Below are 25,251 nucleotides of genomic sequence, written 5' to 3' on the forward strand. Positions count from 1 at the left end.
ACCTAGCGGCACCGACGGACGCACGACCACCTCGTTGTCCAGTCATACGTGGGATCACTGACCACGGCGTACGCTGCGTGGGGTGTTCCTCCTCCTCGGCTCCCGCACCACCCAGGCCGTCCTCAACCTCGTGGCGTTCGTGTGCGGGTACTGCGGCGTCCACGCCCAGCAGCGAGTGGTCAAGCGCTCGACGAAGCTGACGCTGTTCTTCGTGCCGCTGTTCCCGATCTCGACCTCGTACGTCAACGAGTGCACGAACTGCGGTGCCGTGACGCGGATCACGGCGGCCCAGGCGCGGCACTCCCTCACGTGGAGCGCGGAGCAGGCGCGCAGCGTCCGCTGACCGGGCCGCGGCCGCGGCCCGGAGGCGCGAGAGGCGGCGCGCGCCAACGACAACTGCGCGGTCGTTGACGCGCGCACTTCGTCGTCCACGCGCGCACTCCCGCACGCCGCCCTCAATCCGCCAGCACGCGCGCCGTCCGCCGGTGCCACACGAGCGGCTCGGCCTCGTCGTCCGCGGCCACGGCGAGCACGCGGAGCACCACCAGGTCGTGGTCACCCGTCCGCAGCACGTCGGCGACGACGCACTCGAGCCACACGGGCGCGCCGTCGAGCAGGAGTGCTCCGGTCGTGGTGATCGTGAACGGCAGGTCCCGTAACCGGCTCGAGCGGTCACGGGACGCCAGTTGCCGCGTCCGCTCCACGTGCCCCGTCCCGAGCACCGAGATCCCCAGCACAGGCGCGTCGAGCAGGTCGGGCCACGTCGTCGAGGTGTGCTGGACCGCGAACGACACCATCGGCGGCTCGTACGACACCCCGACGCTGAACGACGACACGACCATCACGACGGGGAGCTCGCCCGCGACGGCGCCGATCGCCGCGACCCCGCTCGGGTGTTCCGCGAACGCGTCGCGGACGGCCTCGGGGCTGACCCCCGGACCGACGACCGGGCGCATCACCGGGTGACCTCCGTCCCGGGCAGGACGGTCCGGTCGGAGGCCGGCGTGCCGGACCGGTGCCGGGCCTCCCGTTCGTCGTCCCGCATCGCCGCGACCAGTGCGTCGACGTCGGGGAAGGCGCGCTGCTGGCGGAGCAGCTGCTCGACGACGAGGTCGACCCGCTCGCCGTACAGGTCGCCGTCGAAGTCCAGCACGTGCGCCTCGACCGTGTGGTCGCGGCCTTGGAACGTCTCGTTGCCGCCCACGGACACGAGCGCTGGTCGCGGGGTCGCCCACGACGCGGCACGGAACCGGCCGAGGTACACGCCGTCGGGTGGCAGGGCGTCGGGGTCGTCGAGCGCGAGGTTCGCCGTCGGGTAGCCGAGCACGCGGCCGGTCGCCACACCGTGCACGACGACGCCCGTCAGCGGCGGCGGGGCCCCGGCGGCGTCCGGCACCCACTGGCCCCCGGCGGCGTCCGGCACCCGCGCGGTTCCGGCGGCGTCCGGCACCCGCGCGGCCCCGGCGGCGTCCTCGGGCCCCCGTCCCTCCTCGGCGGGGGCCACCGGCAGCCGCGACGCCGCGACCACCGCGCCCACCGCCACGACGGCGAGCACCCCGAGCGCCGCAGCGGCACCACCGGCACCGGCGAGCACGACGGCGGTCACCGCGCTCCCGAGCACCGCACCGAGCTGCTTGACGCCGTTGAACGCACCGGAGGCCGCACCGAGCGATCCCGGTGCCACGCCCGTGACGGCGGCGAGCGAGAACGGTGCCCAGACGAACGCGTTCGCGACGCCGAACAACGCGAACGCCGCGGCGAGCGCCACGGGTCCGGCGTCGACCTCCACGAGCACGGCCGTCGCGGTGAGGGCGACGACCAGGCAGGCCGCGCCCACGACCGCCCCGGTCCGTGCTCCCGCCCGGTTGGTGACCCTGGCGGCCACGGGTGCGGCGGCGAGCGCGGCGACGCCCATCGGCACGAGGGTCAGGGCCGCGGACACGACGTCGAGCCCGCGATCGTCCTGCAGGTGGAGCATGAGCGGGATCGGCGCCGACCCCACGCACCACGACGCGGCGGCGGCGCCCGAGGCCCCGGCGCGGAACGAGTGCGAACGGAACAGCGCCCCGGGCAGCAGCGCGGCCGCCTGGTCGTGACGCTGGAGCCCCAGGACGACCCCGACGAGCACGACTCCGGCGACGACGAGCGCCCACCGCGGGAGGCCCGCGACCGACCCGGTGCCGTCCCCCGTCCCCTGCACCCCGAGCACGAACGCCAGCACCCCGAGCGCGACGCCGCCCATCGCCCACGCGGGCACCCGGGCGTGCGACCGCGGCGACCGCGGGACCCACCGGAGCACGGCGGCACCCGCCAGGACCCCGACCGGCACGTTGACCCAGAACACGGCGGGCCATCCCCAGGCCGCGACGAGGAACCCGCCGACGAGCGGGCCGGCGACCGTGGCCGCGCCGCCGCCGGCGCTCCAGACGGTGAGTGCGACGGCGAGCCGCGGTGGCCGGAACAGCGCGCGGATGGCGGGCAGGCACTGGGGCGTCATGAGCGCTGCCCCGACGCCCTGCACCACCCGCCAGGCGACGAGCAGGCCGATCGCGGGCGCGAGCGCGGCGAACACGGATCCGACGACGAAGGCCCCGAGCCCGACGAGGTACACCCGGCGGCCGCCGAACCGGTCGCCGAGCCGCCCGGCCACCACGAGGGGCACCGCGAACGCGAGCAGGTAGCCGCTGTTCACCCAGAGCGCGGCCGTCGCGTCGACGCGCAGGTCGTCGACGAGCGCCGGCAACGCCACCGAGGTGACGGTGCTGTCGAGCATGAGCACGAAGAACCCGGTGCACAGGCCGGCGAGCGCGAGCCACGGACGGGAGGCCCGACCCCCGCCCGCCCCGACCGGCGCCGTCGCCACCGCGGTCACCTCACACCGCCAGGTTCTCGCGGAGCGTGCGACCGGGATAGCGGGGGGCGAGCGCGCCGCGGGCCCGGAGCTCGGGCACGAGCAGCTCGCTCAGCTCCGCGAACCCCGACGGCATGCCGAGCGGGGTCGAGAGCATGTAGCCCCCGCGGGCTCCGGTCGTGGCGTGGTTCTCCTCGAGGGCGTCGGCGACCTCGGCCGGATCCCCGAGCAGCGTGTGGTCGAGTCCGGTCGCGGAGGCCCATCCGTGGTCGAAGAACTCGTCGCGGGACATCGTGTGGTCCGCCCCGTGCTCCGCGACGAGGGTGCCGACGAGTCCGCCGGGACTGGCCTGCGCCGCGACGATGGCGTCCTGGAGTTCCCCCAGCCGGAACGTGGTCGGCAGGGTCGAGAAGTCGTACCCGGCGTTGTGCGACAGGAACGCGCCGACGGCCTCGTGGTCCCAAGCGCGCAGGACCTCGTCCCGTCGCGTGGTCGCCTCGCGCCGGGTGCGCCCGACGATCACCTGTGTCGCCCACAGGATCCCGACCGAGGCGGGGTCCCGGCCCTGGGCGCGCAGGGCGTCGTCGAGCATCGCGCGGTGCCGGCGCTGCCCCGCGACCCCGCCGCCGAAGCCGAACACGAGGTCCGCGAACGAGGCCGACGCCGCGATGCCCCGCGGGGAGTTGCCGGCCTGCACGACCACGGGGTGGACCTGCGGGCTGGGCACGCTCGCGAGCGGCCCGCGGACCCGGAAGAACCGGCCTTCGTGGTCGATCGGGTGCACCCCGGCGGGGTCGGCGAAGCGTCCCGTCGTCCGGTCGCGCACGATCGCGTCGGGCGACACGGAGTCCCAGAGCGCACGACACACCGCGATGAACTCCTCCATCCGCTCGTACCGGAGGTCGTGGTCCATGAGCTCCGCGGACCCGTAGTTCTCGGCGTCGGCACCGCGGGTCGAGGCCACGACGTTGAACGCGATCCGGCCGTTCGTGACGTGGTCGAGCGAGTTGAGCAGGCGCGCGACGGTGAACGGGTGCATGAACGTCGACGAGTACGTCAGCCCGAAGCCGATGTGCTCGGTCGCGGTCGACATCGCGGCGATGACCGGCGCCATGTCGTGCCGCGGCCACTGGATGCCCCACTCGACCGCGGCGTCCATGCTGCCCCGCCAGGTGTTCGGGATGCCCGAGCCGTCCCCGAAGAACAGCATGTCCACACCGGCGCGTTCCGCGGTCCGGGCGAGTTCGGCGTACATCCGGACGTCGGGGAACTCCTGCCCGATCCAGCTGCCGGCACGGGCCCAGCGTCCCTCGGTGTGGGCGAACGACAGGTCGTAGGCGATGTGGATGCCGCTCACGCCACGGCCTCGTCCCAGACGGCGGTCACGGTGTCGACGTCGGTGACGACGGCCACGTTGAGGCCGAGTTGCACCAGCGCGGCCGCGTGCACGGCGTCGTCGTAGGCGGCGGTCGCGTCCGCGGGCACGACCACGGGCCAGTCGAGCTGGAACGCGTCCTGCGCGGTCGCGGCGACGCAGCACTCGCTCGTCAGGCCGACGACGGTGAGCCAGTCGATCCCGGCGGAGCGGAGCCGCGCCTCCAGGTCGGTGCCGAGGAACCCGCTGTACCCGCGTTTGACGACGCGGTCCTCGCCGGGCGCGGGTCCCATCCGGTACCAGGCGGCCCCCTCGGACCCGATGACGCACGGCTCGTCGAGCCCCATCGGGCCGTCGTAGTCGCCGCCGCGGAGCCAGGTGCTCGCCCGCCAGGGGCGTGCCGGATCGCTGCCGAGCTCGACCCAGACGACGGGCACGCCGACGGCGCGGGCCCGGTCCACGAGCGCCCCGATCCGCGTGACCGTCGCGTCGATCGCGGCGAGGGTCTGCGGCGTGCAGCCGTACGCGCCGATGCGGTCCGGGTCGCCGAAGTCGCGCTGGACGTCGACGACGACGAGGGCCGGTCGCTGCCCCGGTGCCCGGAGGCGGTCGAGGGGCCCGGAGCGCGCCGGGGCGTCGGTGGCGGCCATCAGACGAGGGCCCCGTCGTGCGCACGGAGTGCCGGGAGGACCGTCTCGCCGAACAGCACCATGTCCTGGTCGTACTCGGGGAAGATCAGCATGAGGCCGTCGAGTTCGCCCTGCTCGACGACGTACTCGATGTGCTCCGTGACGGTCGCCGCCGAGCCCGCGACGTACGGCGTCTGGAACGCCGCCTCGCCGACGGCACCGTCCGCCCACGCGCGCGCCTGGTCGGCGGGGATGCCCCAGGACGCCTGCATCCGCGCGAGTGCCTCGCGGTCGAGGCCGGCGCCCCAGGCCCGCACCTTCTGCTCGGCGAGCGCGTCGGTCTCGTCCTGCACGACCGTGAGCATCGAGTAGGTCCGGCACGTCCGGCCCTCGGCGGCGGCGCGATCGTGCACGTCCCGCGACAGGTCGCGCATCTCGTCGAGGTCGTCGGCCGACAGGAACGCGCCGTCGGCGTACTTCGCCTGGAACGCCCGCGCGTCGGCCGAGCGGCCCGCGCTGATGATCCGGGGCCGCGTCACGGGGTGCGGACGCGAGCTGCAGTCGTCGAGGTCGAACCACGGCGTGTGCATCGTCACGGCGTCCTCGGACCACAGCCGGGTGACGGCCTCGGTCCACGCCTCGGTCATCCGGTACCGGTCGGCGTGGCTCAGCGACGGGTCCCACTCGCCGAACTGCACGAACTCGTCCGCGTAGGCGCCGTTCACGATGTTCATGCCCACCCGACCGCCCGAGACGTCCTGGAGCGTCGCGTACATCTTCGCCGCGACGGCCGGGTTGTGGACGTTCGCGTGCATGGTCGCCCAGATCCCGACGCGGCTCGTGGCCTCGGCGATCGCGGCCATCATCGTCATGGACTCGAGCGAGCGACCCCAGTGGTCGGTGGTGCCGCCGAAGCCGCGCCACTTCGCCATGGACATGACGAAGTCGAGTCCGATGTCCTCGGCGTGCACCGCGGCGCGCTTGTTCCACGCGTAGGTCGCCTCGGGGTGGGGAGCGGTGGTGGAGAGCATCCAGCCGCCGTTCCCGATGGGCAGGAAGATCCCGTACTCTTTCGCGGGCATCGCTGCGACCGCCTTCCGTTCGTGCTGTGGTGCGTGGTGGGTGCTGATCGGTGCGTGATGGGTGCTGATCGGTGCGCGGCGACCGGCTACGGTGCCGGCCAGACCAGCTTGCCGCCCTGGTAGATGGCGTCGACGTACCGGTCGTCGAACCAGCCCTTCGCGTCCGAGGCCGTGACCGACCCGGGGACGATGTCGTACTGGTGGAGCATCGCGACGAGCTTGGTGACGTTGGCCGGGTCGATCCCGCCGAGGGGCTGTCCGGGGGTCGGGTTGTCCGCGATGGTCTTCACCTCGGTCTTCCAGATCTTGGCGTTCTGGGCCTTGTCGTACGTCGCGCCGGACAGGTCGGCGGCGTACCCGACGCACTGCGTGACGTGGGCGTCGCTCGACGAGCAGTACTGGTACGCGTGGATCGCGGCGCGGAGGACGTCCTCGACCGCGGTCGGGTGCGCCTTCGCGAACGCGGGGTTCGCGGCCATGGCGCCGATCGACGACGGGATGCCGTACTTGACGGGCTGCCACACCGTCACCGGGTCGCCCGCTGCCCGGAGCAGGTTCGGCTCGTTCGAGATGAAGCCGGTGAGGGCCTCCAGACCGCCCTGCTTGCGGGGCAGCACGGTCGGGTCGTAGCCCTCCTTGACCTGCTGCAGGGACTTCCAGTCCACGCCGGCCTTGATCATCATCGCCTCGACGGCCGCGGGGACGAAGCCCTTGTTGCCGACGACCTTGCCGTCGAGCTGCGTGAGCTTCGTGATGTCCTTGTTCGTCATGAGGATGTCGAGTCCGGCGTTCGAGTACGACGAGACACCGGTGATGTCGATGCCGTTCGCCCGCGCCTGGATGAGGTCCTGCTCGGCGATCGCGGAGATGCTCGCCTGACCGCTCGCGAGCAGCTTCGTGTTCTGGGCGGTGTCGCCGCTGCCGGGCTTGAGGCGCACGTCGAGGCACAGGTCCTTGAAGTACCCGAGCTTGCTCGCGGCGATGTACTCGAGGATCGATGCCGAGGACTGGTACTGGTAGCCGGACAGGTAGGTGATCGGGCCGGCGGCCTTGTTCTCGGCACAGCGCTTCGACGAGATCGCCGAGGTCGAGGACGACGTGGTGTCGGCGGCGCTGCTCGTGCTGCATCCGGCGAGCCCGAGGCTCAACGCGGTGGCGGCGAGTGCGGCGAGACCGGCGACGAGGCGGCGGTGCTGCATGGGTCACTCCTTGCGTGGGTGGGGTGGGGTGGGTGCGGGGTGGTGCGACGGGACGGGCGGTGCGTCTGGTGCGGCGGAGCGTCTGAATCGGTGGGGCGGTGCGTCTGGTGCGGCGGTGCGTCTGGTGCGGTGGGACGGGAGGCACGGCGCGGCCGGCGCCGCCGGGGTGCGGCGGGCGGGCGGTCGCGTCGAGCGCGAGAGGGTCTGTGGGACGTGCGGGGCGATGCGGCGGGGGCTGGGCCTCCCGGCTGGAGGTCCCCGGCCGGGGTCAGTCGGCCGCGGTCAGCCGGCCGACCCGGCGTGCCAGCGGAGCGCGCGCCGCTCCACCAGGGTGATGACCGCCAGGAGCAGGACCCCGATCACGGCGAGGATCGCGATCGCGGCGTAGACCACGGCGAGCTGGTTCATCGACGACGCCGTGCTGATCACGGTGCCGAGGCCACCGGTCGACCCCGACGCCGACAGCTCGGCGACGACGGCACCGATGATCGACAGCGGGAACACGATCCGGAGCGCCGCGAACACGTACGGCATGGCGTTCGGGACCCGCAGGTGCACGAGCAGTTCGAGCCGCGACGCGTTCATCGTCCGGTACACCTGCAACACCGGCTGCGGCACCGACCGGAGCCCGACCGCGGTGTTGATGAGGATCGGGAAAAAGCAGATGAGCGCCGTGATGACGAGCTTCGGGGCCGGACCGAACCCGAACGCCACCACGAGCGCCGGGGCGATCGCGACGAGCGGTGTCACGTTGAGGACGACGGCGATGGGCATCACCGCCCGACGGACCACCGGGAGCTCGCTCGTCAGGACCGCGAGCACGAACGCGGCGACGAACCCGATCGCCAGGCCGATCACCGCCTCGAGCAGGGTGATCCCGGCGTTCTGCACGTAGTACGGGAACTGCGTCGCGAGCGACGCGCCGATCGCCGGCAGCGGCGGCAGCAGGTACGGCATCGCGGCCGCGCCCCACTGCCACAGCGCGGCGAGGACCGCGAGCATGACGACGAGCGGCAGCCACACGCGGGGGTGCAGCCACGCGGCGCGGCGCGACCCCGCCGCACGTCCGTTCGGCTGGGAGGTCCGACCCGGCCCCGGCGGGTCCGTCACGACGGCGGCCGTGGTGCCGTCGACCCCTGCTCCGGTCGCGGCCGCGTCGGCGGCGGCGCTCGTCGTCGTGGCGGCCGTGGTCTCGGTGCTCATCCCGCGCCTCCTACGCCGCGTCCGTCGTGCGCCATGCCTGGTGCAGGGCGGCGCGGATGCGGTCCTCGTACTCGTGGAACCGGGTCTCGGCGAACAGGCGCTCGTTGCGGGGACGTGGCAGGTCGATCTCGATCGTGTCGACGATCCGCCCCGGGCGCGGTGCCATCACGACGACCTCGTCGGACATCCGCACGGCCTCGGACACCGAGTGCGTGACGAACAGGACGGTCGTGTGGAGCTCGTCCCACATGTCGAGGAGCTGGTCCTGCAGGTTCTCGCGCGTGAACTCGTCGAGCGCCGAGAACGGCTCGTCCATGAGCAGCACGTCCGGCTGCAGGCCGAACGCCCGGACGATCGCGGCGCGCTGCTGCATCCCGCCCGACAGCTGCGAGGGGAGCTTGTCGACCGCGTCCTCGAGGCCTGCCTTGCGGAGCAGGTCGCGCACGTCCGGGCTCGTCGTCGTCCGGTCGCCCAGGTCCCCGATCCGCTGCCGCCGAGCGGTCGCCCCCGTGTTGATCCGCTGTGGCAGCGACACGTTCCCGAGCACCGACAGCCACGGCAGCAGCGCCGGGGTCTGCGGCACGAGGCCGATGAGCTTGGCGGCACACGCCTCGGCGGGGGTCACGCCGTGGACGAGGACGTCGCCGTCGTCCGCCGGCTCGAGGCCCGCGACCAGGCGCAGCAGCGTCGACTTGCCGCAGCCGCTCGGGCCGATGAGGCTCACGAAGCGCCCCGGCTCGATCGTCAGGTCCACGCCCGCGAGCGCCACCATCCCGCTTGGTCCCTGTCCGTACACCTTGCGGGCGTCCCGCAGCTCGACCGCAGTCGTCATGTCGTCCCTCCACGCCGTCGCCGAGCACGGATGCTCGTTCTCGGATGGCGGAGAGCGTGCGTCGCGAGTTCGAGGTCTGCGACGCGGAGATCCGCTGCTACGACGACGACCGTACCGAGCACGTGTTTCGTGGAGCGGCGCTCGGTGTTGCGGACGTGTTAACGCTCGGGCGGCCGCGGGGGCCGGTGCTGCTCCGGCACCGCCGCGGGCTGGTCCGGCACCGCCGCGCTGGGCCCCGGAGCCGCCGCTCGGTGCTCCGCCAGCGGCACCACGTGGTCGCCGTCGAACACGACCACCTCGATGCCCAGGTCCGCCGCGGCCGTGGCGACCCACCCACCGAACGCCTGCACGACCAGCCCCGTGACGACGAGCACGGCGCGCTCGGCCGTGGGCACGCTCCGGAGCAGCCACGCGAGCTTCGCGCAGTCGGCGAGCACCTTGTTCCGGTAGGCGGGCTTGTACGTGCCCTGGTTGCCGATGAGCTGCACGACGACCGTGCCGTCGGGGTCCATGCCCTCGACCTCGACCCGGGTGCGCTCGTCGAGCTGCATCGGCCGCGGCCGGAGGCGCAACCCCAGGTCGTCCCCGAGCGCCACGAGCATGCGCCGCTCGACGGACCCCTCGGCGAACCGACCCCACTCGCTGCGGGCGTCGGCCGTCGTCAGGGGCATGCGGCGAGTGTAGGGAGCGTCGGTTTCGCCCGTGTTACCGGCCGCGGGCCCTTCCCCGCGACCGGGGTGCGCGCGCCGACGACAAGTGCGCGGTCGTTCACGCGCGCAGTTCGTCGTCCACGCGCGCACTCCCTCGCGGGAGACTCGTCACGCCCGATCGTGCAGCGTGATCCGGTACCCGTCGGGGTCCTCGAACGTGAAGGTACGACCGAACGGGCCGTCGACGGGTCCGTCCACGATCCGGACGCCCGCCGCGACGAGCTCGTCGTGGATCGCCTGCGCGTCGGGCGCGTGGAACCACAGCGCGACGCCGACACCCGGCTCGGGCGCATCGGCGACGCCCGAGCCGGGCACGCGCTCCCGCACCGCGAACGCGATCGGCGTGGTGGCGAAGACGACCGCATGCGGCGGCCCGGGCTGTCGGGTCAGTCCGAGGTGCTGCTCGTAGAACTCCGCGGACCGTTCGAGGTCGCGGACCTGCAGTGAGATGAAGTCGGGGCCGGTGACGGACATGTGTTCTCCTCGTTCGATGTCAGGAAGTTGACACCACAACGCTATGTCAGAATACTGACATGAGTCAAGCGGACGAGGGCATCGACCTCGACACGTCGGTGGGGTACCTGCTCAAGCAGGCGTCGAGTGCGCTGCACGCCGCGATGGACGCGGTCCTGCGGCCCCTCGGCATGAGCATCACGCACTACTCGTGCCTCGAACTGCTGGCCCAGCGGCCGGGCCTGTCGAACTCGGAGCTGGCGCGCGGGGCCTTCGTGTCGCGGCAGGCGATGCACGTCCTGCTGCAGGCACTCGAGCGCGACGGACACGTCTCCCGCCCTGCCGTCGCCCCCGCGGGACGGGTGCTCCCGACCGAGCTGACACCGCTCGGCCGCGAGCGCCTGGCCGTGGCGAGCGCCGCCGTCCGCGCCGTCGAGCGCCGCATGTCCGCGGAGCTCACGGGACGGCAACCCCAGGAACTCGCGGCGCTGCTCCGGCGGTGCATCGCGGGCCTCCAGGCGTAGGCGGCGCACCGACCGGCGCGCCGCGACCACGGACGGGAGGCCCTCACCCGACCCACAACGGACCGCGCCGACCGACGAGCCACACCGTCAGGGCGAACCCGGCCAGCACCGCGCCCGCCACGGTCACCCCGGTCCATCCCCAGTCGTCCCAGAGCAGCCCGGCGAGCGCCGACCCGATCGCCCCGCCGATGAAGTTCCCGGTCACGAACGCGGTGTTCAGCCGGCTCCGGGCCTCGTGCGAGACGGCGAAGATCCGCGCCTGGTTGAGGATGTTCTGCCCCTGGATCGCGATGTCGAGCAGGACGATCGCCACCAGGACGAGCACGACGGACCGTCCCCCGAGCCCCGCGACGACGAACGCCACGAGCGCGAGGACCCAGAGTGCGCCCGTCGCGGGGACGTTCCACCCGCGGTCGTGCAGGCGGCCACCGCGCTGGGCCGCGACCGCGCCGGCCAGACCCGCGAGCCCGAACAGTCCGATGACGACCACGGGGTAGTGGAACGGTGGCCCGCTGAGCAGGAACGTCAGCGCGGTCCAGAACATCGTGAACGCCCCGAACCCCGTGGCGCTCAGGGCGAGGGTCCACCGGACGACGGGTTCGTGGACGACCACGAGGAACACGGACCGGATGAGCGCCGGGTACCGGATGCGCGCCTTCGGCTCGAGCGTCGGGATCGCCCGGTACAGCAGGAACGCGAGCACCACGGCGGCGACCGCGGCGATGACGAAGATCGTCCGCCAGCCCGCGACCTCGGCGATGAGCCCGCTCAGGGTCCGGGACACCAGGATCCCGGTCAGGAGGCCCGACGCCACCGTCCCGACGACCCGCCCGCGGTGCTCGTCGGCGGCGAGGTCGCCGGCGAGCGGCGTGAGCACCTGCCCCGCCACCGTGGTCAGCCCGACCGCGGCGAGCGCCACGAGGAGTGCGGCCATGGACGGGGCGAGCGCACATGCGGCGAGGGCGACCGCGGACAGCACGAGCATGAGCGGGACGAGCTTCCGTCGGTCCACCACGTCGCCGAGGGGCACGACGAGCAGGATCCCGACGGCGTACCCGAGCTGGGTCACGGTGACGAGCCACCCGGCGGTCGAGGTCGACCCGTGCAGGTCCCCGGCGATGAAGTCGAGGAGCGGTTGCGCCCAGTACAGGTTGCCGACGGCGGCGCCGCCCGCGATCGCGAACAGGAGGGTGCGACCGGTTGTCATGCCGGTCCGGGAGGGCTGGGTCACCCCACCAGCCTGCCCCTCGCCGGCCGATCGGAGGACGCCCCGGCACCACCGTTGTCGCGCGAACGGGGGACTGTCGGGGGACAGTTCACATGTGCGTACGATGTACGTGCAGTCCGCACCCACCGAGCGGGCCACATGGGGGGATCCGGCGTACGAGTGTGCCCGGTCGACATCAGTGGTCGTCGACCGGTGCCATCCCGAGCCGAGGGGCAGCCCGCATGCGCACCCGATCCCGCCACGCCCGTCGGCGCCCCCACCGCAGCACCTCCGGCGGTCGTGGCCCTCACCACCGACTCCCCCGGCTCGTCGCCGCGCTGCTCGTCGTCACGGCGCTCACCGCCGCCGGGACCGGGATCAGCACGGTCGCCCTCGCGGACCCCGGCGCACCGACGGGAGGCGCGACCTCCTCCCCGACGGCCGTCCCGACCGGGGCGCCCTCCGCCGATCCCGGCAGCGCCGGTGGTGGCACTGCCAGCGGCGGTCCCGCCGACGGCGGGCCGACCGGCGCGCCGAACCCGACGACGGCGCCGACCGACGTCCCGACGACCACCCCGACGAGCACGCCCACGACGCCCACCGACGGCGCCACGCCCGGCCCGGGACCCGTCACGGACCCGTCCCCCACCCCCGCCGTCCCCACCGCCCCCACCCACCTGACCGTCGACGGCCTCAGCGCACCGATGGACGTCGACCCGAGCGTGCCCGTCCGGTTCTCCTGGCAGCCGGCCGTGCTCGAGCGTGCCGCCGCGGGCCTCCCGGCGGGCGCGCCCGACCAGCGGTCCTACCGCATCGTCGTCGCCGGCTCGAGCGCCGCCGCCGCAGCGGGGACCGGCGACATCTGGGACAGCGGGGTGGTGACGTCCGGCGCGAGCCAGAACGTGTCCTACACCGGACCGACCCTCACCGCGGGGAGCCGCTCGTGGTTCTCGGTGCAGGTCGTCGACGGCGCGGGCGCGACCTCACCGTGGGCGACGCCGGCGACGTTCGGCACCGCGCTCGGCGGCGACTGGGGTGGAGCCCGGGCGATCTGGTCCGAGACCCCGTCGAACACCTGGTCGAACTACACCCTGTCCGGGCACTTCACGATCACGGCGAGCGCCGCGACGGTCCTCCTCCGCGGGACCGACGCGAGCGACTACTACCTCTGGCAGTTCCAGGCAGCGAGCGACCGCCTGGTCGCCGAGGTCCGGCGGGCGGGCGCCTACCGGGTGCTCGGCACGGTCGATCTGCACGCAGAGGGCGTCGACCTGGCGGTGGGCCGGGACACCGCGTTCACCGTGTCGCTCGGCGGCGACACGATCACGACGACCATCGGCGGCACGACCGTGGACACCCGGACCGACGGGACGTTCGCGAGCGGGTGGATCGGCGTGCAGACCGGCACCCACGAGTCGGCCACCTTCCGATCGCTCGCCGTCGCGGACCGCACGGGCGCGACCCTCTGGTCGCAGTCGTCGTCGAGCACCGTCGCCGACCTCGGCTGCGGGCGGGAGTCGCACGGCGTCCTCACCGTGTCGACCTCGCGCTCGTGCCTGTTCGACCCGTGGAGCAACTACACGTTCACCGAGACCTACGTCGCGACGGCGCAGCCGACCGGCGTCGTGTTCCGGGCGAAGGACGCGAAGAACGGCTACCTCTGGCAGTTCGACACCGCCACGTCGAGCCTCGTCCCGCAGGTGCAGGTGGCCGGCAAGTACAGCAAGCTCACGACGAAGAAGATCCCGCTCGGCATCAAGGTCACCTCGGGGCACGCGTACGCGATCAAGGTCCAGGTGTCCGGTTCGACCATCCGGACGTGGTTCGCCGGCCGACTGGTCGACACCCGCACCTCGCACACGGACACACGCGGCGTCATCGGCTACCGGAACGGCTCGAAGGAGAAGACGACGTTCTCGGGCCTGACCGTGACGAGCCCGGGCTCGAGCGTCCTGTACCGGAACACGTTCACGAGCAACGCCGACGTCCCCTGCGGCACGGTGTCCGGCGGCAAGGCGACGTTCCCGACCTCGGCGGCCTGCCTGATCCGCTCCGGTGCCGTGTCGGACTGGCTGTTCGCCCGCGACGAGGTGACGCTGCCGGCCCGGACGATCGCGTGGGCGACCCTCTCGGCGACCGCGACCTCCCCCGCGCCGTCCCGCCAGTACGTGTACAAGATCAGCGTCAACGGGAGCTTCGTCGGAGCCGGTCCGACCCAGTCGGTCGGCAAGGAGGTCCGCTACGACAGCTACGACGTGACGTCCCTGCTGCACGCGGGGGCGACCAACGCGATCGGGGCCCTGCTGTACACGACGTCGGACCACCGGTTCCTCGCGGAGCTCGTCGTGCACTACACCGACGGCACCGAGACCCGCGTCGGCACCGGTCCCACCTGGCGGGTGCGCACCGGCACGGGCGTGTTCCCCGCCGCCGGCTCGGTGGGTACGTCCTACTACGCCGCTCCCGTCGAGGACATCGACGCACGCCAGTACCCGTCGGGTTTCGACACCGTCGGGTTCGACGACCACGCGTGGACGCTCGCCCAGGCACGCAGCGCGTTCGCGACCAGCACGCTCACCCCGACGCCGACCGCGACGATGCTCCAGGAGGACGACGCCCCGACGACGATCACGCGGCTCGGCACCGGGCACTACCTGCTCGACTTCGGCCAGACGCGGATCGGCGGGCTCCGGCTCGCGATGACGAGCCCGGACACGCGGACGGTGGACATCCGCTACGGCGAGGTCCTCGCCAGCGGTGGTGGGTCCGTCCAGTACCAGACCACCGCCGGCAACAAGTGGGAGGACCGCTGGACCCTCAAGACCGGCTCCCAGACCCTGCGCTCCTGGGGGATCCGGGTGTTCCGGTACGTGGAGGTGTCGAACGTGCCGCAGGCGGTGACGGCGCACGACCTGCAGGCCGAGGTGCTCCGCTACCCGATCGACGCGACGGCCGCGACGTTCTCGTCGTCGTCGAGCAAGCTCGACGCGGTGTGGCAGCTGTCGCGGAACACGATCATCGACGACACGCTGGACCTGTACGTCGACTCCTGGGAGCGCGAGCGTGGCGCGTACGAGGCCGACGCGTACATCGAGCAGACCGCGCAGGAGGCCCTGTCCGGGGACGGAGCGCTCGGCACCTACTCGGTGGACTACCTGCTCGCCCACCCGACCTGGCCGACCGAGTGGCGCCTGTACGACGTCCTCGCGGTGCACGACGCGTGGGAGGCCAGCGGCGACACGACCCAGATCCGCGCCGACTACGCCACGCTCCGCACCATCCCGCTGACCGGGTCGATCAGCCACGCGACGGGACTCGTCGACCACGCGGACGCCGATGACATCGTCGACTGGCCCGCCGGTGAGCGGGACGGCTACCAGCTGACCGACACCGACACGGTCGTGAACGCGCTGACCTACCGGGACCTCGTCGACCTCGCGGACATGGCGACCGCGATCGGGAAGACCGCGGACGCGGCGACCTACCGGACGCAGGCTGCGTCCCTCCGGACCGCGATCAACGCCCGGCTCTGGGACGGCACGAAGGGTGCCTACCGCGACGGCCTGACCACGGGGACGAACAAGCCGATCGCGCACGAGGCCGTGCAAGCGACCGCGTTCGCCCTGGCGTTCGGCGTCGTCGATCCCGCGAACGTCCCGCGGGCGGCGTCGTACGTGACGGGGAAGGGCATGGCCTGCAGCGTCTACTGCGCCGCGTTCCTGCTCCCGGGTCTCTACTCGGCCGGCGCCGGATCGGCCGCGGACGCGCTGCTCACGGCGACGGACAAGACGAGCTGGATGAACATGGTGCGCGTCGGCGCGGGCTCGACGATGGAGGCGTGGGACAAGTCCCTCAAGGCCAACACGACCTACTCGCACCCGTGGGCCGCGTCGCCGGTCTCCGACGTCACGACCGGCCTGTTCGGCATCGTGCCCACCGCGCCCGGGTACGCGTCGTTCTCGGTGGCGCCGCAGCCCGGCGCCGTCGACCACGCCTCAGTCACCGAGCCCACGGTGCGCGGCACCATCGCCGCGGCCTACCAGCAACGGTCGGGAGGCGCGGTCGACCTGGCCCTGCGCGTCCCGTCCACGACGACCAGCGCGGTCACCCTGCCCGTCGGGGCGGGGTCCGGGACGACGGTCTGGGTCGACGGCGTCGCGACCCCGGCGACCCGGTCGGGTTCCTCCCTCGTCGTGTCGGGGCTGCCGTCCGGCTGCCACCTGGTCTCGACCGTGTCCGCGACGAGCGCGGGGTCGGACGCGACCCTGGCCGGCCTCTGCTGACCCAGGCCCGCCGCGCTCCCCGGCCAGGCTCCCTCCGCCTGTTCTCGACATGACCGCTGTCGAACGACAACGGCGCCGTCGCCCTCGGACGCGTCACCGCCAGGACAACACGGACCAGGACAGCGGCGGCAGGACACCGCTGGCTCCGGCCGCCGGCCGGGAGGCCCGGGGCGGCCCGCACCGCCCCTGCCGCCGTCAGATGGTCGGCGTGAGCGGCGGTGCCTCGTCGGTGAGGATCGTGAGGAGCGTCGCGATGCGTCCCTCCTGGACGGTGATGACGTCGATGCCGCGGGCGACCGGGGCATCGGCGGGTCCGAACGCCCAGGCGAGCGCGCCCGCGGTCCCGCTGACGTAGCGCGGGCCGTCCTCGGCGAACACGAACTCGGCGGGTGCTTCGTCGAGCAGTCCCGCGGCCTTGCCGAGCAGGGCGTCGCGACCGGTGACCGAGCCCTCGGGGTCCGTGAACACGACGTCGTCGGCGTAGGCGTCCTGGGCGACGGCAGCGCGGGCGGACGCGTCGCGCTGGCCGAACACGGCGTGCAGGTTGGCGGTGAGCAGGTCGTCGACGCTGGCCATGGGGGTCCTCCGGTCGGTGATCGGTGTCCGGTCAGTCTGGCGCGGAACCGGGGTGCACGCACCTGGGAAGGAGCAGTGCCCGTCCCCCGGGACTTTGATCGATCGGGCTGGACCAACCGGCGGAAGGACGCGCGGAACGGCACCGACGAGCAGGCCGCCGCCTTCCGGCACGGCTACGGGCTGGTCGAGCTCCACGAGACCCGGCTCGTCCGGTACGCGCGCGTGCGGGCGCTCGAGGACCTCGTGGCGACCGCGCACGCCGCCGTGCTCGGGCCGGTCGAGTCCCGGGCGGAGGAGCTCCGGGTGTTCCGCGGGATCCTGTCGCCCGTCGGGTCGGCGTCGCTCGTGGAGCCGCAGCTGCGGGCGCTGCTCGGCTGATCACGGGCCGCCTGTACAGTTCGAGGTGCGAGTTGTACATTGTGCAGATGACCGTCGTGAGCGTTGCGGAAGTACGAAGCCACCTCTCCGAGATCATCGCCAGCACGCTCCACGACGATGTCGTGATCGAGCGTCGCGGCAAGCGTGCCGCCGTCCTCGTCAGCCCCGAACACTACGAGCGGATGATGGAGGCCCTCGAGGATGCCGCGGACGTGGCTGCCTTCGACAGCGCCATGGCAGAAGAAGGACCGAACGTGCCCTGGGACGAGGTGAAGGCGGACCTGGGCTGGCAGTGAGCTACCGCGTCGAACTCCGTCCCGCCGCCGCTCGAGCGCTGAAGCGGATCGACCATCAGGACCGGTCCCGTGTCCGCGGTGCGATCGCGCTCCTCGGTCACGATCCTCGCCCACCGGGTGCCAAGGCGCTCCAGGGACGCGACGGCTTCCGCGTGCGCGTCGGCGACTACCGCATCGTCTACACGATCGACGACGGTGTCCTGCTGGTGGTCGTCGTCACACTCGGGCATCGGCGCGATGTGTACCGCTGACCTCGCGCTCATGCAGGCGCAGATCCACGACCATCACCACGTACCGGTCGCGGTCCGGACGACGACGATGGCCAGCCCCGAGAGCGCGAGAACCGCCCCCAACGCGCACAGCGGAAACCACGCTCCGGCACGCCCTCGCCGCCGCGCCCGGAACCCGAGGCGTGCTCCGACGAGCACCGAGGCGATCCCGCCGAAGAAGGACAGCGGCATGCTGACGAGGAAACCCGAGTTCGAACACACGCCGTGGGGCCGACCCGTCCCACAAACCCCGGACCCGTAGAGATGGAGATTCCTGTCGAACACAGCATTGGTTGGACAAGAGCACCGCGACGACGTCAAGCGCGATGAGCGCCCACATCGCGATCATGTCGATCCGTGACGTCTCCCCTCGTCGCGGGCTCTGCCTGACACGCACCATCATGCGAGCTGCCTCGGCCATTCCTCCATCGACGGAGTCGGGTTCGCCAACGTCGCCATCATCGACACCGGCGACACCCCGTCCGCGGGAGTCGACCCGAACCCCTCGATCTGCGGCGACTTCGACGTGCTCTCCGGCAACGCGTGATTCCCCACCACCGGCCTCCGCTCACGCATCACCTCGCCGCAACCGCCGCCCCGCCCGCTCCTCGAGCCACCGCGCCCCGAGCAGCTCCCCGAGCGCCGGCCCGTACCGCTCGAGCGCTGCACGCTGCACGTCCGCCGAGGCGTCGAGCACCGGCATCGGGACCCCGCCCTCGCGCCCGAGCCCCGCGACGGTATCCAGCTCCTCGACGACCCGGTCGACGCCGAACGTGGTCATGTCGTCCCCGTCGAGCAGGCGGTCGAGGTGCCGGTCCATGAACACGCTGCCCCCGGCGCTCGTGCGGAGCAGGGCGTGCAGGTGCTCGGGTTCGAGCCCCATCGCCTGCCCGACGAGCATGGCCTCGGTCGCCGCGGACGCGTGGGCGAACCACAGCGCGTTGGCGAGCAGCTTGACGACCTGCCCGTCCTCGGACCGGTCACCAGCGTGCCGGACGGTACCGCGGACGGTGAGGGCGTCGAGGACGGGACGGGCGCGTTCGACCGCTGCGGGCCTCCCACTCGCGAACAGGGTGAGCGCTGCCGCCGTCGCGTCGTCGACCGACCCACCCATGGGCGCACCGACCACGTCGATGCCGCGCTCGGCCGCGTCGCCGGCGAACGCCCGCGTCCCCCGCGGCTCACCGGACGTCACGTCGATCCACAGCGCACCGGTCGGGAGGCCCGGCAGCGCCTCCGCCATGACGGCACCGAGCTCGGGTGGTCCGGGGAGCACCGTGACGAGGACGTCCACGCGGGCGAGGAGCTCGGCGAGCGTCGGTGCCCAGCGCGCCCCGGCGGCGAGGACGTGCGGCTCGCGGGCGGGGTCGATGTCGTGCGCGAGGACCGGCCCGAGCGCGACCAGGTGCGGCAGGAGCGCCGCGCCCATCCGACCGATCCCGACGACCCCGAGCGACGTCGAGGTCGTGGGCGTGGGCGTGGGCTCGGGCTGGCGCTCGTCGTGCACGCGATCACCTTCGCACGCGCCGGCCCTGAGCATGCCCCGCCGCGTGTCGAACACCCCGCTGCCGGTTGAACACCCCGATCGGGGTGTGCAACCGGAAGCAAGGAGTTCGACCGACGGCATGAGGGTGCTCGGAGCGGCCGGACGACCTCAGGTCCGGGACCGCGCCAGGAGCCACACGAAGTACGGTGTCCCGATCACGGCGGTGAGCAGCCCCGCCCCGATCTGCGCGGGGGCGATCACGGTGCGCCCGAGCAGGTCCGCCAGGCACACGAGCACCGCGCCGAGCAGGACCGCGACCGGGACGACGCGGGCGTGCCGCCGACCGACCAGGGCCCGGGCCGCGTGCGGGGCGACGAGTCCGACGAACCCGACGGTGCCGACGGCGGCGACGGCGGTCGCCGTGAGCACGACGCTCGTCACGAGGAACAGCAACCGGGTCGCGGGCAGCCGGAGCCCGAGCAGACGCGGGGTGTCCTCGTCGAGCGACACGAGGTCGAGCGCCCGGTGCCGCAGGCCGACCACCACGAGGCCGAGTGCCAGCGCGACGACGACCGGGACGACGTCGGGCATCGTCCGCCCGTAGGTCGATCCGGACAGCCAGGTCAGGGCCTTCGTCGCATTGAACGGGTCGGTCAGGGCGATGAGCAGCCCGATGAGCGCCGTGGTCGCCGCCGAGGCCCCGATGCCGATGAGCACGAGCCGGTCCTGCCGGAAGCCCCCGCGCGCGGCGAGCCCGAACACGACCGCCGCGACCACCCCGGCCCCGGCGAGCGCCGCCCCCGCGACGCCCCACGACCCCGCGACCGGCACGGTGGTGAGCAGGAGGACCGCACCGAGCCCGGCACCTCCGGAGACGCCGAGTATCCCCGGTTCCGCCAGGGGGTTCCGCGTCACGGCCTGCACGGCGGTGCCGGCGAGCGCGAGGGCCGCCCCGGCGAGGAGCGCGGCGAGCACCCTCGGCACGCGCGTGTCGAGCACGTACGACACGATCGGCCCGGCTCGCCCGGTGGCCCAGTTGACGGCGTCGCCGAGCAGGAGCTTCGCGTCGCCGAGCAGCACCGCGGCGACGACGGTCCCGACGAGCACCGCGGCGAGCACGACGACGGTGAGCACGAACACGACGGTGCTCGGGATCCGGAGCCGGTCCCCCGCGGTCGTGGTGTCACCGGCGGCGCGGGCGCGGAAGGCGAGGCCGACGAGGAACACCGCGCCGACGAACGTGGTGACGGTGCCCGTGGGGACCCCGACGGCGGCGTCCCCACCGACCACCGCGCGGAGCAGCACGTCCGACCCGAGGACGACGACCGCGCCGACGAGCCCGGCGAGCGGGAGCGCGACGACCGCCCGGGTGAGTCCGGGCACGCCTCGTGTCAGCGGCCTGGCGAGCGCGGGGGCGCAGAGTCCGACGAACCCGATCGGCCCCGCGAGCGTGACCGACGCCGCGGCGAGCAGCACCGCGAGCACGACGCTGACGATGCGCGTCCGGCGGACGCCGACGCCGAGGCCCCGCGCGGCGTCGTCCCCGAGTCCGAGCACGTCGATGCGCCGTCCGACGACGAGCAGACCGAGGATGCCCACCGCGACGACGGGCGCCATCTGCGCGACACCGCCCATGCCGTTCTGCGCGATGCTCCCCTGGCTCCACTGGTACAGCCCCTCGGTCCGTTCGGGGAACAGCAGCACGAGGGTGGAGGTCACCGAGCCGACGCCGAGCGCCAAGGCGCTGCCGGCCAGGACGAGCCGGACGGTGCCCGACCCGAGGCCGGAGAGCGCGAGCACGACGCCCGCCGCGACGAGCCCGCCGACGAACGCGACGCCCGAGGAGGCCAGGAGCGGCAGGTGCACGCCCGTCACCCCGACGACGGTGAGCGCGACGTACGCGCCGGCGTCGACGGCGAGCGTGTCGGGAGCGGCGAGCGGGTTCCGGCTGATGGCCTGGAGGGCCGACCCGGCCACGCCGAGCGCGGCGCCCACCAGGATCCCCCCGACCGCCCGCGGGAGGCGCGACGCGACCACGACGGACGCGTCGCCCTGGTCCGCATGACCGGTGACGGCCCTCCAGACCGCCGCCGGCCCGACGGCCGCCGAGCCCTGCGTGACGTCCACGACGGCGAGCGCGGCCACGAGGACCGCGCCGGCCAGGAGCACCGCGGTGACCGTGACCGGCCGCCGCGGCGCCAGGAGCGTCACTTCGTGAGCGCCGCCACGACGGCGTGCACGTACGCGGTCATGGAGGCCGGGCCACCGAACAGCCAGATGCCGTCGTGGAGCCGGTGCACGTGACCCGCGGCGACGAACGGCAGGGACTTCCACACGGCGTTCGACCCGAGCGCGCTCGTGAACACGTCGCCGCCGTCCGCGTCGTTCGCGAGGTAGAGGAACTGCACGTCGGACGGCAGCTTCGTCAGCCCCTCGACGTCGGTGCTGCCGAGCCCGTAGCTCCCGTCGCCGGTGACGTCCCAGGCGTTGTGGAGTCCCAGCTCCTCGGTGACGTCGCCGATGAGGGAGCCGTCGGCGTAGGGCCGGATGGTGACCTGGTTCGAGACCTCGTAGCCGTCGGCGAACGCGAAGTCGTCGCCCGCGAGCCCCGCCTTCGTGATCGCCTCCTTGCCCGCGGCGACGGCGTCGTGGAACCGGTCCATGACCTTCGCCGCCTGCTGCTGCCGTCCGGTGGCCTTCGCGATCATGTCGAGGTCGGTCGTCATCTGCGCGATCTGGTGCGAGGCGTCGGCGGACCGCACGGCCACGACGGGCGCGATCGCCCGGAGCTGCTCCAGGGTCGCGGCCGACAGGTCCGTCGTGGCGACGATGAGGTCGGGCGCGAGGGACGCGATGGTGTCGGTGCTCGGCTCGCCGCGGGTCCCGATGTCCTTCGGTGAGCCCGTCAGCGGCGCGGCGGTGTCCCAGTTCCCGTAGCCCTTCGGGTCCGCGACGCCGACCGGCTGCACGGCGAGCGCGACGAGGTCCTCGACGACGTTCCACTCGGTGCCGACGACCTTCGTGGCCGGTCCGTCGAGGTGCACCTTCGTGCCGGTCGCGTCGGTGATCGTGATCGCGCCCGCGGTGGACGAGGACGTGCTCGAGGTCGCCTCGGTGGTGCCGCACCCGGTCAGGACGACGGCGGCGGTGACGGCGAGGGCCGCGGCGGTGATGATGCGCTTCATGGGGTGGGGTGGAGCCTTCCGGATCGGTCGTGGTGTCGGCCGACGGCCCGGGTGCGGACGGCGCCCGTTGCCGGGTCGACGTCCACCTCGATCCGGATGCCGTAGACGGCGCTGAGGGTGGTCGCGGTGAGGACGTCCGCCGGGGTGCCCGTGGCGACGACGCGGCCGTCGGCGAGCAGGACGACGTCGTCCGCCACGGCCGCGGCCTGGTCGAGGTCGTGCAGGACGATGCCGACGGCGATCCGGTGCTCGTCGGCGAGGTCGCGGACGAGGTCGAGCAGCTCCACCTGGTAGCGCAGGTCTAGGTACGTCGTCGGCTCGTCGAGCAGGAGGACCCCGGTCTCCTGCGCGAGGCAGCTCGCGAGCCACACACGCTGGAGTTGGCCACCCGAGAGCTGGTCGACGGGTCGCTCTGCCAGCTCGGCCACGCCGGTGACCGTCATGGCGTGCGCGACGGCGGCCGGGCCTCCCGGATCGCTGCGTGTCCACCGGGTCCGGTGCGGGTGCCGGCCGAACGCGACGACCTCGTGGACGCGGAGGCCCCCGGGGGTCGGGCGGCCCTGGGTCAGGAGCGCGACGCGGCGGGCGAACTGGGCCGGTGCCAGGGCGAGGGCGTCGACCTGGTCGGGCTCGCTCGCGCGGTCGGTGCGGTCGGCCTGGTCGGCGCGGTCGGCGTGGTCGGCGTGGTCGGCGCGGTCGGGGCCGAGGGTGATGCTGCCCGTGCGGGCGTGCTGGAGCCGGGCGAGGGTGCGGAGCAGCGTCGACTTCCCGCTGCCGTTCGGGCCGACGAGCGCGGTGACACGACCCGGGCGGAGCCGCAGATCGGCTGCGTGCACGACGTCGACGCGGTCGTACGCCACGGTGATGCCGGTGGCGTCGAGCCCGGAGGGGGCGACGGATGAGCGTCGCACCGCACGCGCGGGTGAGGCCGCCTCGGTCCGGTCGTCGGTCACGTAGGTGAGGGTAGCCTAACCTCACCCCTCCTCCGCAAGGGCTCCGCGACACATGACGCGCATCGCCCTCGTGTTGCACCTCCGAACCGCGCGCCCCGACGACAACTGCGCTGTCGTCCACGCGCGCCCTTCGTCGTCCACGCGCGCACTCGCCGGTCCGCACTCGCCGGTCCGCACGCCCGGCATCACTGCGGGTAGGGCGTCTCCCCGCGCTCGAGCATCGCGACGAGCTTCGCCAGGCGGTTCGCCCGGGCCGTCGGACTCGGCGCCGTCGTGATCCGGTGCAGCACCGCGTACCGGTTCTGCCGGTTCAGCGTCGCGAAGCGCTCGGCCGCCGCGGGCGATGCCGCGAGCGCCGCCGTCAGGTCCTCGGGCTCGGCGATCGCCGCCGACCCGGCGTACGCGCTGGCCCATCGCCCGTCGGCCTGGGCACGGTCGACCTCCGCCTGGCCACGCGGTCGCATCCGCCCCTGCGCCGTCAGTGCCGCGACGAGCCCGATGTTCCGCTGCGACCACAGCGACGTCCGGCGCCGCGGCGTGAACCGCTGGAGGAACGTGGCGGCGTCGTTCCCCCGCTTCTGCCCGTCGATCCACCCGCTGCACAGGGCCTCGTCGAGGGCCTGGTCGTACGTCAGCGAGGTCGGGTCGACCGTGCCCTTCTTCGCGAGCACGAGCCACACGCCGTCGGGGTCGTCCTCGTGGGCGTCGAGCCAGGCGCGCCACGCCGCGGCGTCGGCGACGACGAGCACCGCCGGGCCCGGTGCCGCCGAGCCCGGTGCCGCCGGACCCGGTGCCGCCGGGCCCGGTGCCGCCGGACCCGGTGCCGCGCTCCCGCTCACCGGCGGAGGGCGATCCCGTGGGCGTCCCGCGCCGTGGTCGCGACACGGTAGATCGACGTCGTCGCCGCGATGAACAGCGTCGTGCCGTCGTCGCCCCCGAAGCAGAGGTTCGCGACGACCTCGGGGACGGGCACGGTCCCGATCCGGTCCCCCGAGGGTGCGACGACGATGACGCCCTGCGCGCTCGAGCTCCACACGTTCCCGTCCTCGTCGACGCGGATGCCGTCGGGGACGCCCTCGTCGACCGCGAACTGGGCGAAGACGCGGCCGTTGTTGCACCGGATGCCATCCACGACGTCGTACGCCCGGATCCACCGGTTCCCGACGTCCGAGCCCTCGGATGCGGACGAATCGGCGACGTAGAGCGTCGTCCCGTCGGGTGAGAACGCCAACCCGTTCGGCTCCTCCACGTCGAGCACGACCGGGCGGACCCGGCCGGTCGCGGGGTCGAACCGGAACACCGCGTGGTCCCCGTACTCCAGGTACCCGGCGTGGCCCTCACGCGACTGCGTGATCCCGTAGTCGGGATCGGTGAACCAGATCGTGCCGTCGGGTGCGACGACCACGTCGTTCGGGGAGTTGAACCGCACACCGTCCCAGCTCGCCACGATCGGTTCGACGACGCCGTCGCGGTCCCGCTCGACGCGTCGCCGGCCGTGGGAGCACTGCACGACGCTGCCGTCCCGGTCGAGCGTCCGGCCGTTCGTGAACTCGACGCGGTCGGCGTACACGCTCGTGGTGCCGTCGTCGGCGTGCCACTGCATGATGCGGTCGCCGGGGATGTCGGACCAGCGGAGGGTCCGCGTCGCCGGGATCCACACGGGGCCCTCGGCCCAGGTACTCCCCGTGGCGATGCGCTCGACGGCGCCGGGATCGGGGACGAGGTCGGTCAGCGGCACGGGTTCTCCTTCGAACGCACGG

24 protein-coding genes are annotated in these 25,251 nt (G+C 73.3%); 6 read left to right on the forward strand and 18 right to left on the reverse strand.

The annotated features are described in order from the left end of the window. Positions 1-82: 82 nt before the first annotated feature. On the forward strand, positions 83-343 hold the full coding sequence (locus tag DEI88_RS15690) for a zinc-ribbon domain-containing protein (protein ID WP_111011482.1): 261 nt from the start codon (positions 83-85) through the stop codon (positions 341-343). A gap of 112 nt (positions 344-455) precedes the next feature. Here DEI88_RS15690 and DEI88_RS15695 read toward each other — a convergent pair whose 3' ends face one another. The 10 genes from DEI88_RS15695 to DEI88_RS15740 form a co-directional block, all read right to left on the reverse strand. Beyond that, positions 456-956 carry a flavin reductase family protein gene (locus tag DEI88_RS15695; protein ID WP_111071926.1) on the reverse strand — a complete coding sequence of 167 codons (501 nt, stop codon included), beginning with the start codon at positions 954-956 and terminating at the stop codon, positions 456-458. Next, entirely contained in the window at positions 956-2,863 is a 1,908-nt protein-coding gene (locus DEI88_RS15700) for an MDR family MFS transporter (protein ID WP_258375021.1), read from the reverse strand. The genes DEI88_RS15695 and DEI88_RS15700 overlap by 1 nt, the downstream gene beginning before the upstream one ends. 10 nt (positions 2,864-2,873) lie before the next feature. Continuing rightward, a complete protein-coding gene (locus tag DEI88_RS15705) occupies positions 2,874-4,208 on the reverse strand; it encodes an NtaA/DmoA family FMN-dependent monooxygenase (protein WP_111071927.1) in 1,335 nt (444 codons plus the stop codon). Then, the gene (locus DEI88_RS15710) at positions 4,205-4,876 is read right to left on the reverse strand and encodes a cysteine hydrolase family protein (protein WP_111071928.1); all 672 of its coding nucleotides are present in this window, start codon (positions 4,874-4,876) and stop codon (positions 4,205-4,207) included. Before DEI88_RS15710 ends, DEI88_RS15705 begins: the two co-directional genes overlap by 4 nt. After that, on the reverse strand, positions 4,876-5,937 hold the full coding sequence (locus DEI88_RS15715) for an LLM class flavin-dependent oxidoreductase (protein WP_111037409.1): 1,062 nt from the start codon (positions 5,935-5,937) through the stop codon (positions 4,876-4,878). The genes DEI88_RS15710 and DEI88_RS15715 overlap by 1 nt, the downstream gene beginning before the upstream one ends. A gap of 86 nt (positions 5,938-6,023) precedes the next feature. Continuing rightward, positions 6,024-7,136, reverse strand: a complete 1,113-nt coding sequence (locus tag DEI88_RS15720; protein WP_111071929.1) for an ABC transporter substrate-binding protein — start codon at positions 7,134-7,136, stop codon at positions 6,024-6,026. A gap of 282 nt (positions 7,137-7,418) precedes the next feature. Further along, positions 7,419-8,339 carry an ABC transporter permease gene (locus DEI88_RS15725; protein ID WP_111071930.1) on the reverse strand — a complete coding sequence of 307 codons (921 nt, stop codon included), beginning with the start codon at positions 8,337-8,339 and terminating at the stop codon, positions 7,419-7,421. A gap of 10 nt (positions 8,340-8,349) precedes the next feature. Continuing rightward, a complete protein-coding gene (locus DEI88_RS15730) occupies positions 8,350-9,171 on the reverse strand; it encodes an ABC transporter ATP-binding protein (RefSeq protein ID WP_111014220.1) in 822 nt (273 codons plus the stop codon). A 158-nt stretch (positions 9,172-9,329) separates the two neighbouring features. Then, the gene (locus DEI88_RS15735) at positions 9,330-9,842 is read right to left on the reverse strand and encodes a hypothetical protein (RefSeq protein WP_220038145.1); all 513 of its coding nucleotides are present in this window, start codon (positions 9,840-9,842) and stop codon (positions 9,330-9,332) included. A gap of 147 nt (positions 9,843-9,989) precedes the next feature. Continuing rightward, a complete protein-coding gene (locus tag DEI88_RS15740; RefSeq protein WP_111014221.1) occupies positions 9,990-10,355 on the reverse strand; it encodes a VOC family protein in 366 nt (121 codons plus the stop codon). Positions 10,356-10,414: 59 nt separating this feature from the next. Between DEI88_RS15740 and DEI88_RS15745 the strand changes: the two genes are divergently transcribed. After that, on the forward strand, positions 10,415-10,858 hold the full coding sequence (locus tag DEI88_RS15745; protein ID WP_111037576.1) for a MarR family winged helix-turn-helix transcriptional regulator: 444 nt from the start codon (positions 10,415-10,417) through the stop codon (positions 10,856-10,858). 43 nt (positions 10,859-10,901) lie between these two features. Here DEI88_RS15745 and DEI88_RS15750 read toward each other — a convergent pair whose 3' ends face one another. Then, positions 10,902-12,065, reverse strand: coding sequence for an MFS transporter (locus tag DEI88_RS15750; RefSeq protein WP_111071931.1), 1,164 nt, complete (start codon positions 12,063-12,065; stop codon positions 10,902-10,904). A gap of 242 nt (positions 12,066-12,307) precedes the next feature. On the opposite strand from DEI88_RS15750, the gene DEI88_RS15755 reads away from it, so the two are divergent. Next, positions 12,308-16,348 (forward strand): family 78 glycoside hydrolase catalytic domain, encoded by a 4,041-nt coding sequence (locus tag DEI88_RS15755; RefSeq protein WP_284183577.1) that lies wholly within the window; start codon positions 12,308-12,310, stop codon positions 16,346-16,348. 195 nt (positions 16,349-16,543) lie between these two features. Here DEI88_RS15755 and DEI88_RS15760 read toward each other — a convergent pair whose 3' ends face one another. Then, on the reverse strand, positions 16,544-16,924 hold the full coding sequence (locus DEI88_RS15760; protein ID WP_111035808.1) for a nuclear transport factor 2 family protein: 381 nt from the start codon (positions 16,922-16,924) through the stop codon (positions 16,544-16,546). Between the two features lie 75 nt (positions 16,925-16,999). Between DEI88_RS15760 and DEI88_RS15765 the strand changes: the two genes are divergently transcribed. Genes DEI88_RS15765 through DEI88_RS15775 form a run of 3 tightly spaced genes read left to right on the forward strand, consistent with a single transcriptional unit; the run spans position 17,000 to position 17,849 of the window. Continuing rightward, positions 17,000-17,302, forward strand: coding sequence for a hypothetical protein (locus DEI88_RS15765; RefSeq protein WP_111035807.1), 303 nt, complete (start codon positions 17,000-17,002; stop codon positions 17,300-17,302). A gap of 47 nt (positions 17,303-17,349) precedes the next feature. Further along, positions 17,350-17,598, forward strand: coding sequence for a type II toxin-antitoxin system Phd/YefM family antitoxin (locus DEI88_RS15770; protein WP_111011679.1), 249 nt, complete (start codon positions 17,350-17,352; stop codon positions 17,596-17,598). Continuing rightward, positions 17,595-17,849: a type II toxin-antitoxin system RelE family toxin gene (locus DEI88_RS15775; RefSeq protein WP_111035806.1), complete on the forward strand. Its 255-nt coding sequence runs from the start codon at positions 17,595-17,597 to the stop codon at positions 17,847-17,849. The genes DEI88_RS15770 and DEI88_RS15775 overlap by 4 nt, the downstream gene beginning before the upstream one ends. A 586-nt stretch (positions 17,850-18,435) precedes the next feature. Here DEI88_RS15775 and DEI88_RS15780 read toward each other — a convergent pair. The 6 genes from DEI88_RS15780 to DEI88_RS15805 form a co-directional block, all read right to left on the reverse strand. Continuing rightward, positions 18,436-19,374: an NAD(P)-dependent oxidoreductase gene (locus DEI88_RS15780; protein ID WP_181435086.1), complete on the reverse strand. Its 939-nt coding sequence runs from the start codon at positions 19,372-19,374 to the stop codon at positions 18,436-18,438. A gap of 147 nt (positions 19,375-19,521) precedes the next feature. Beyond that, a complete protein-coding gene (locus DEI88_RS15785; RefSeq protein WP_111035803.1) occupies positions 19,522-21,564 on the reverse strand; it encodes an iron ABC transporter permease in 2,043 nt (680 codons plus the stop codon). After that, the gene (locus tag DEI88_RS15790; protein WP_111071957.1) at positions 21,561-22,538 is read right to left on the reverse strand and encodes an ABC transporter substrate-binding protein; all 978 of its coding nucleotides are present in this window, start codon (positions 22,536-22,538) and stop codon (positions 21,561-21,563) included. The genes DEI88_RS15785 and DEI88_RS15790 overlap by 4 nt, the downstream gene beginning before the upstream one ends. Then, a complete protein-coding gene (locus DEI88_RS15795) occupies positions 22,535-23,491 on the reverse strand; it encodes an ABC transporter ATP-binding protein (RefSeq protein ID WP_284183578.1) in 957 nt (318 codons plus the stop codon). The genes DEI88_RS15790 and DEI88_RS15795 overlap by 4 nt, the downstream gene beginning before the upstream one ends. Before the next feature lie 185 nt (positions 23,492-23,676). Beyond that, on the reverse strand, positions 23,677-24,240 hold the full coding sequence (locus DEI88_RS15800; protein ID WP_111027238.1) for a YdeI/OmpD-associated family protein: 564 nt from the start codon (positions 24,238-24,240) through the stop codon (positions 23,677-23,679). Between the two features lie 86 nt (positions 24,241-24,326). Continuing rightward, a complete protein-coding gene (locus DEI88_RS15805) occupies positions 24,327-25,229 on the reverse strand; it encodes an SMP-30/gluconolactonase/LRE family protein (protein WP_349775206.1) in 903 nt (300 codons plus the stop codon). Between the last annotated feature and the right edge of the window lie 22 nt (positions 25,230-25,251).

Origin of the sequence: Curtobacterium sp. MCBD17_003, from assembly GCF_003234885.2 — a bacterium.
In the GTDB taxonomy this organism is placed as follows: domain Bacteria; phylum Actinomycetota; class Actinomycetes; order Actinomycetales; family Microbacteriaceae; genus Curtobacterium.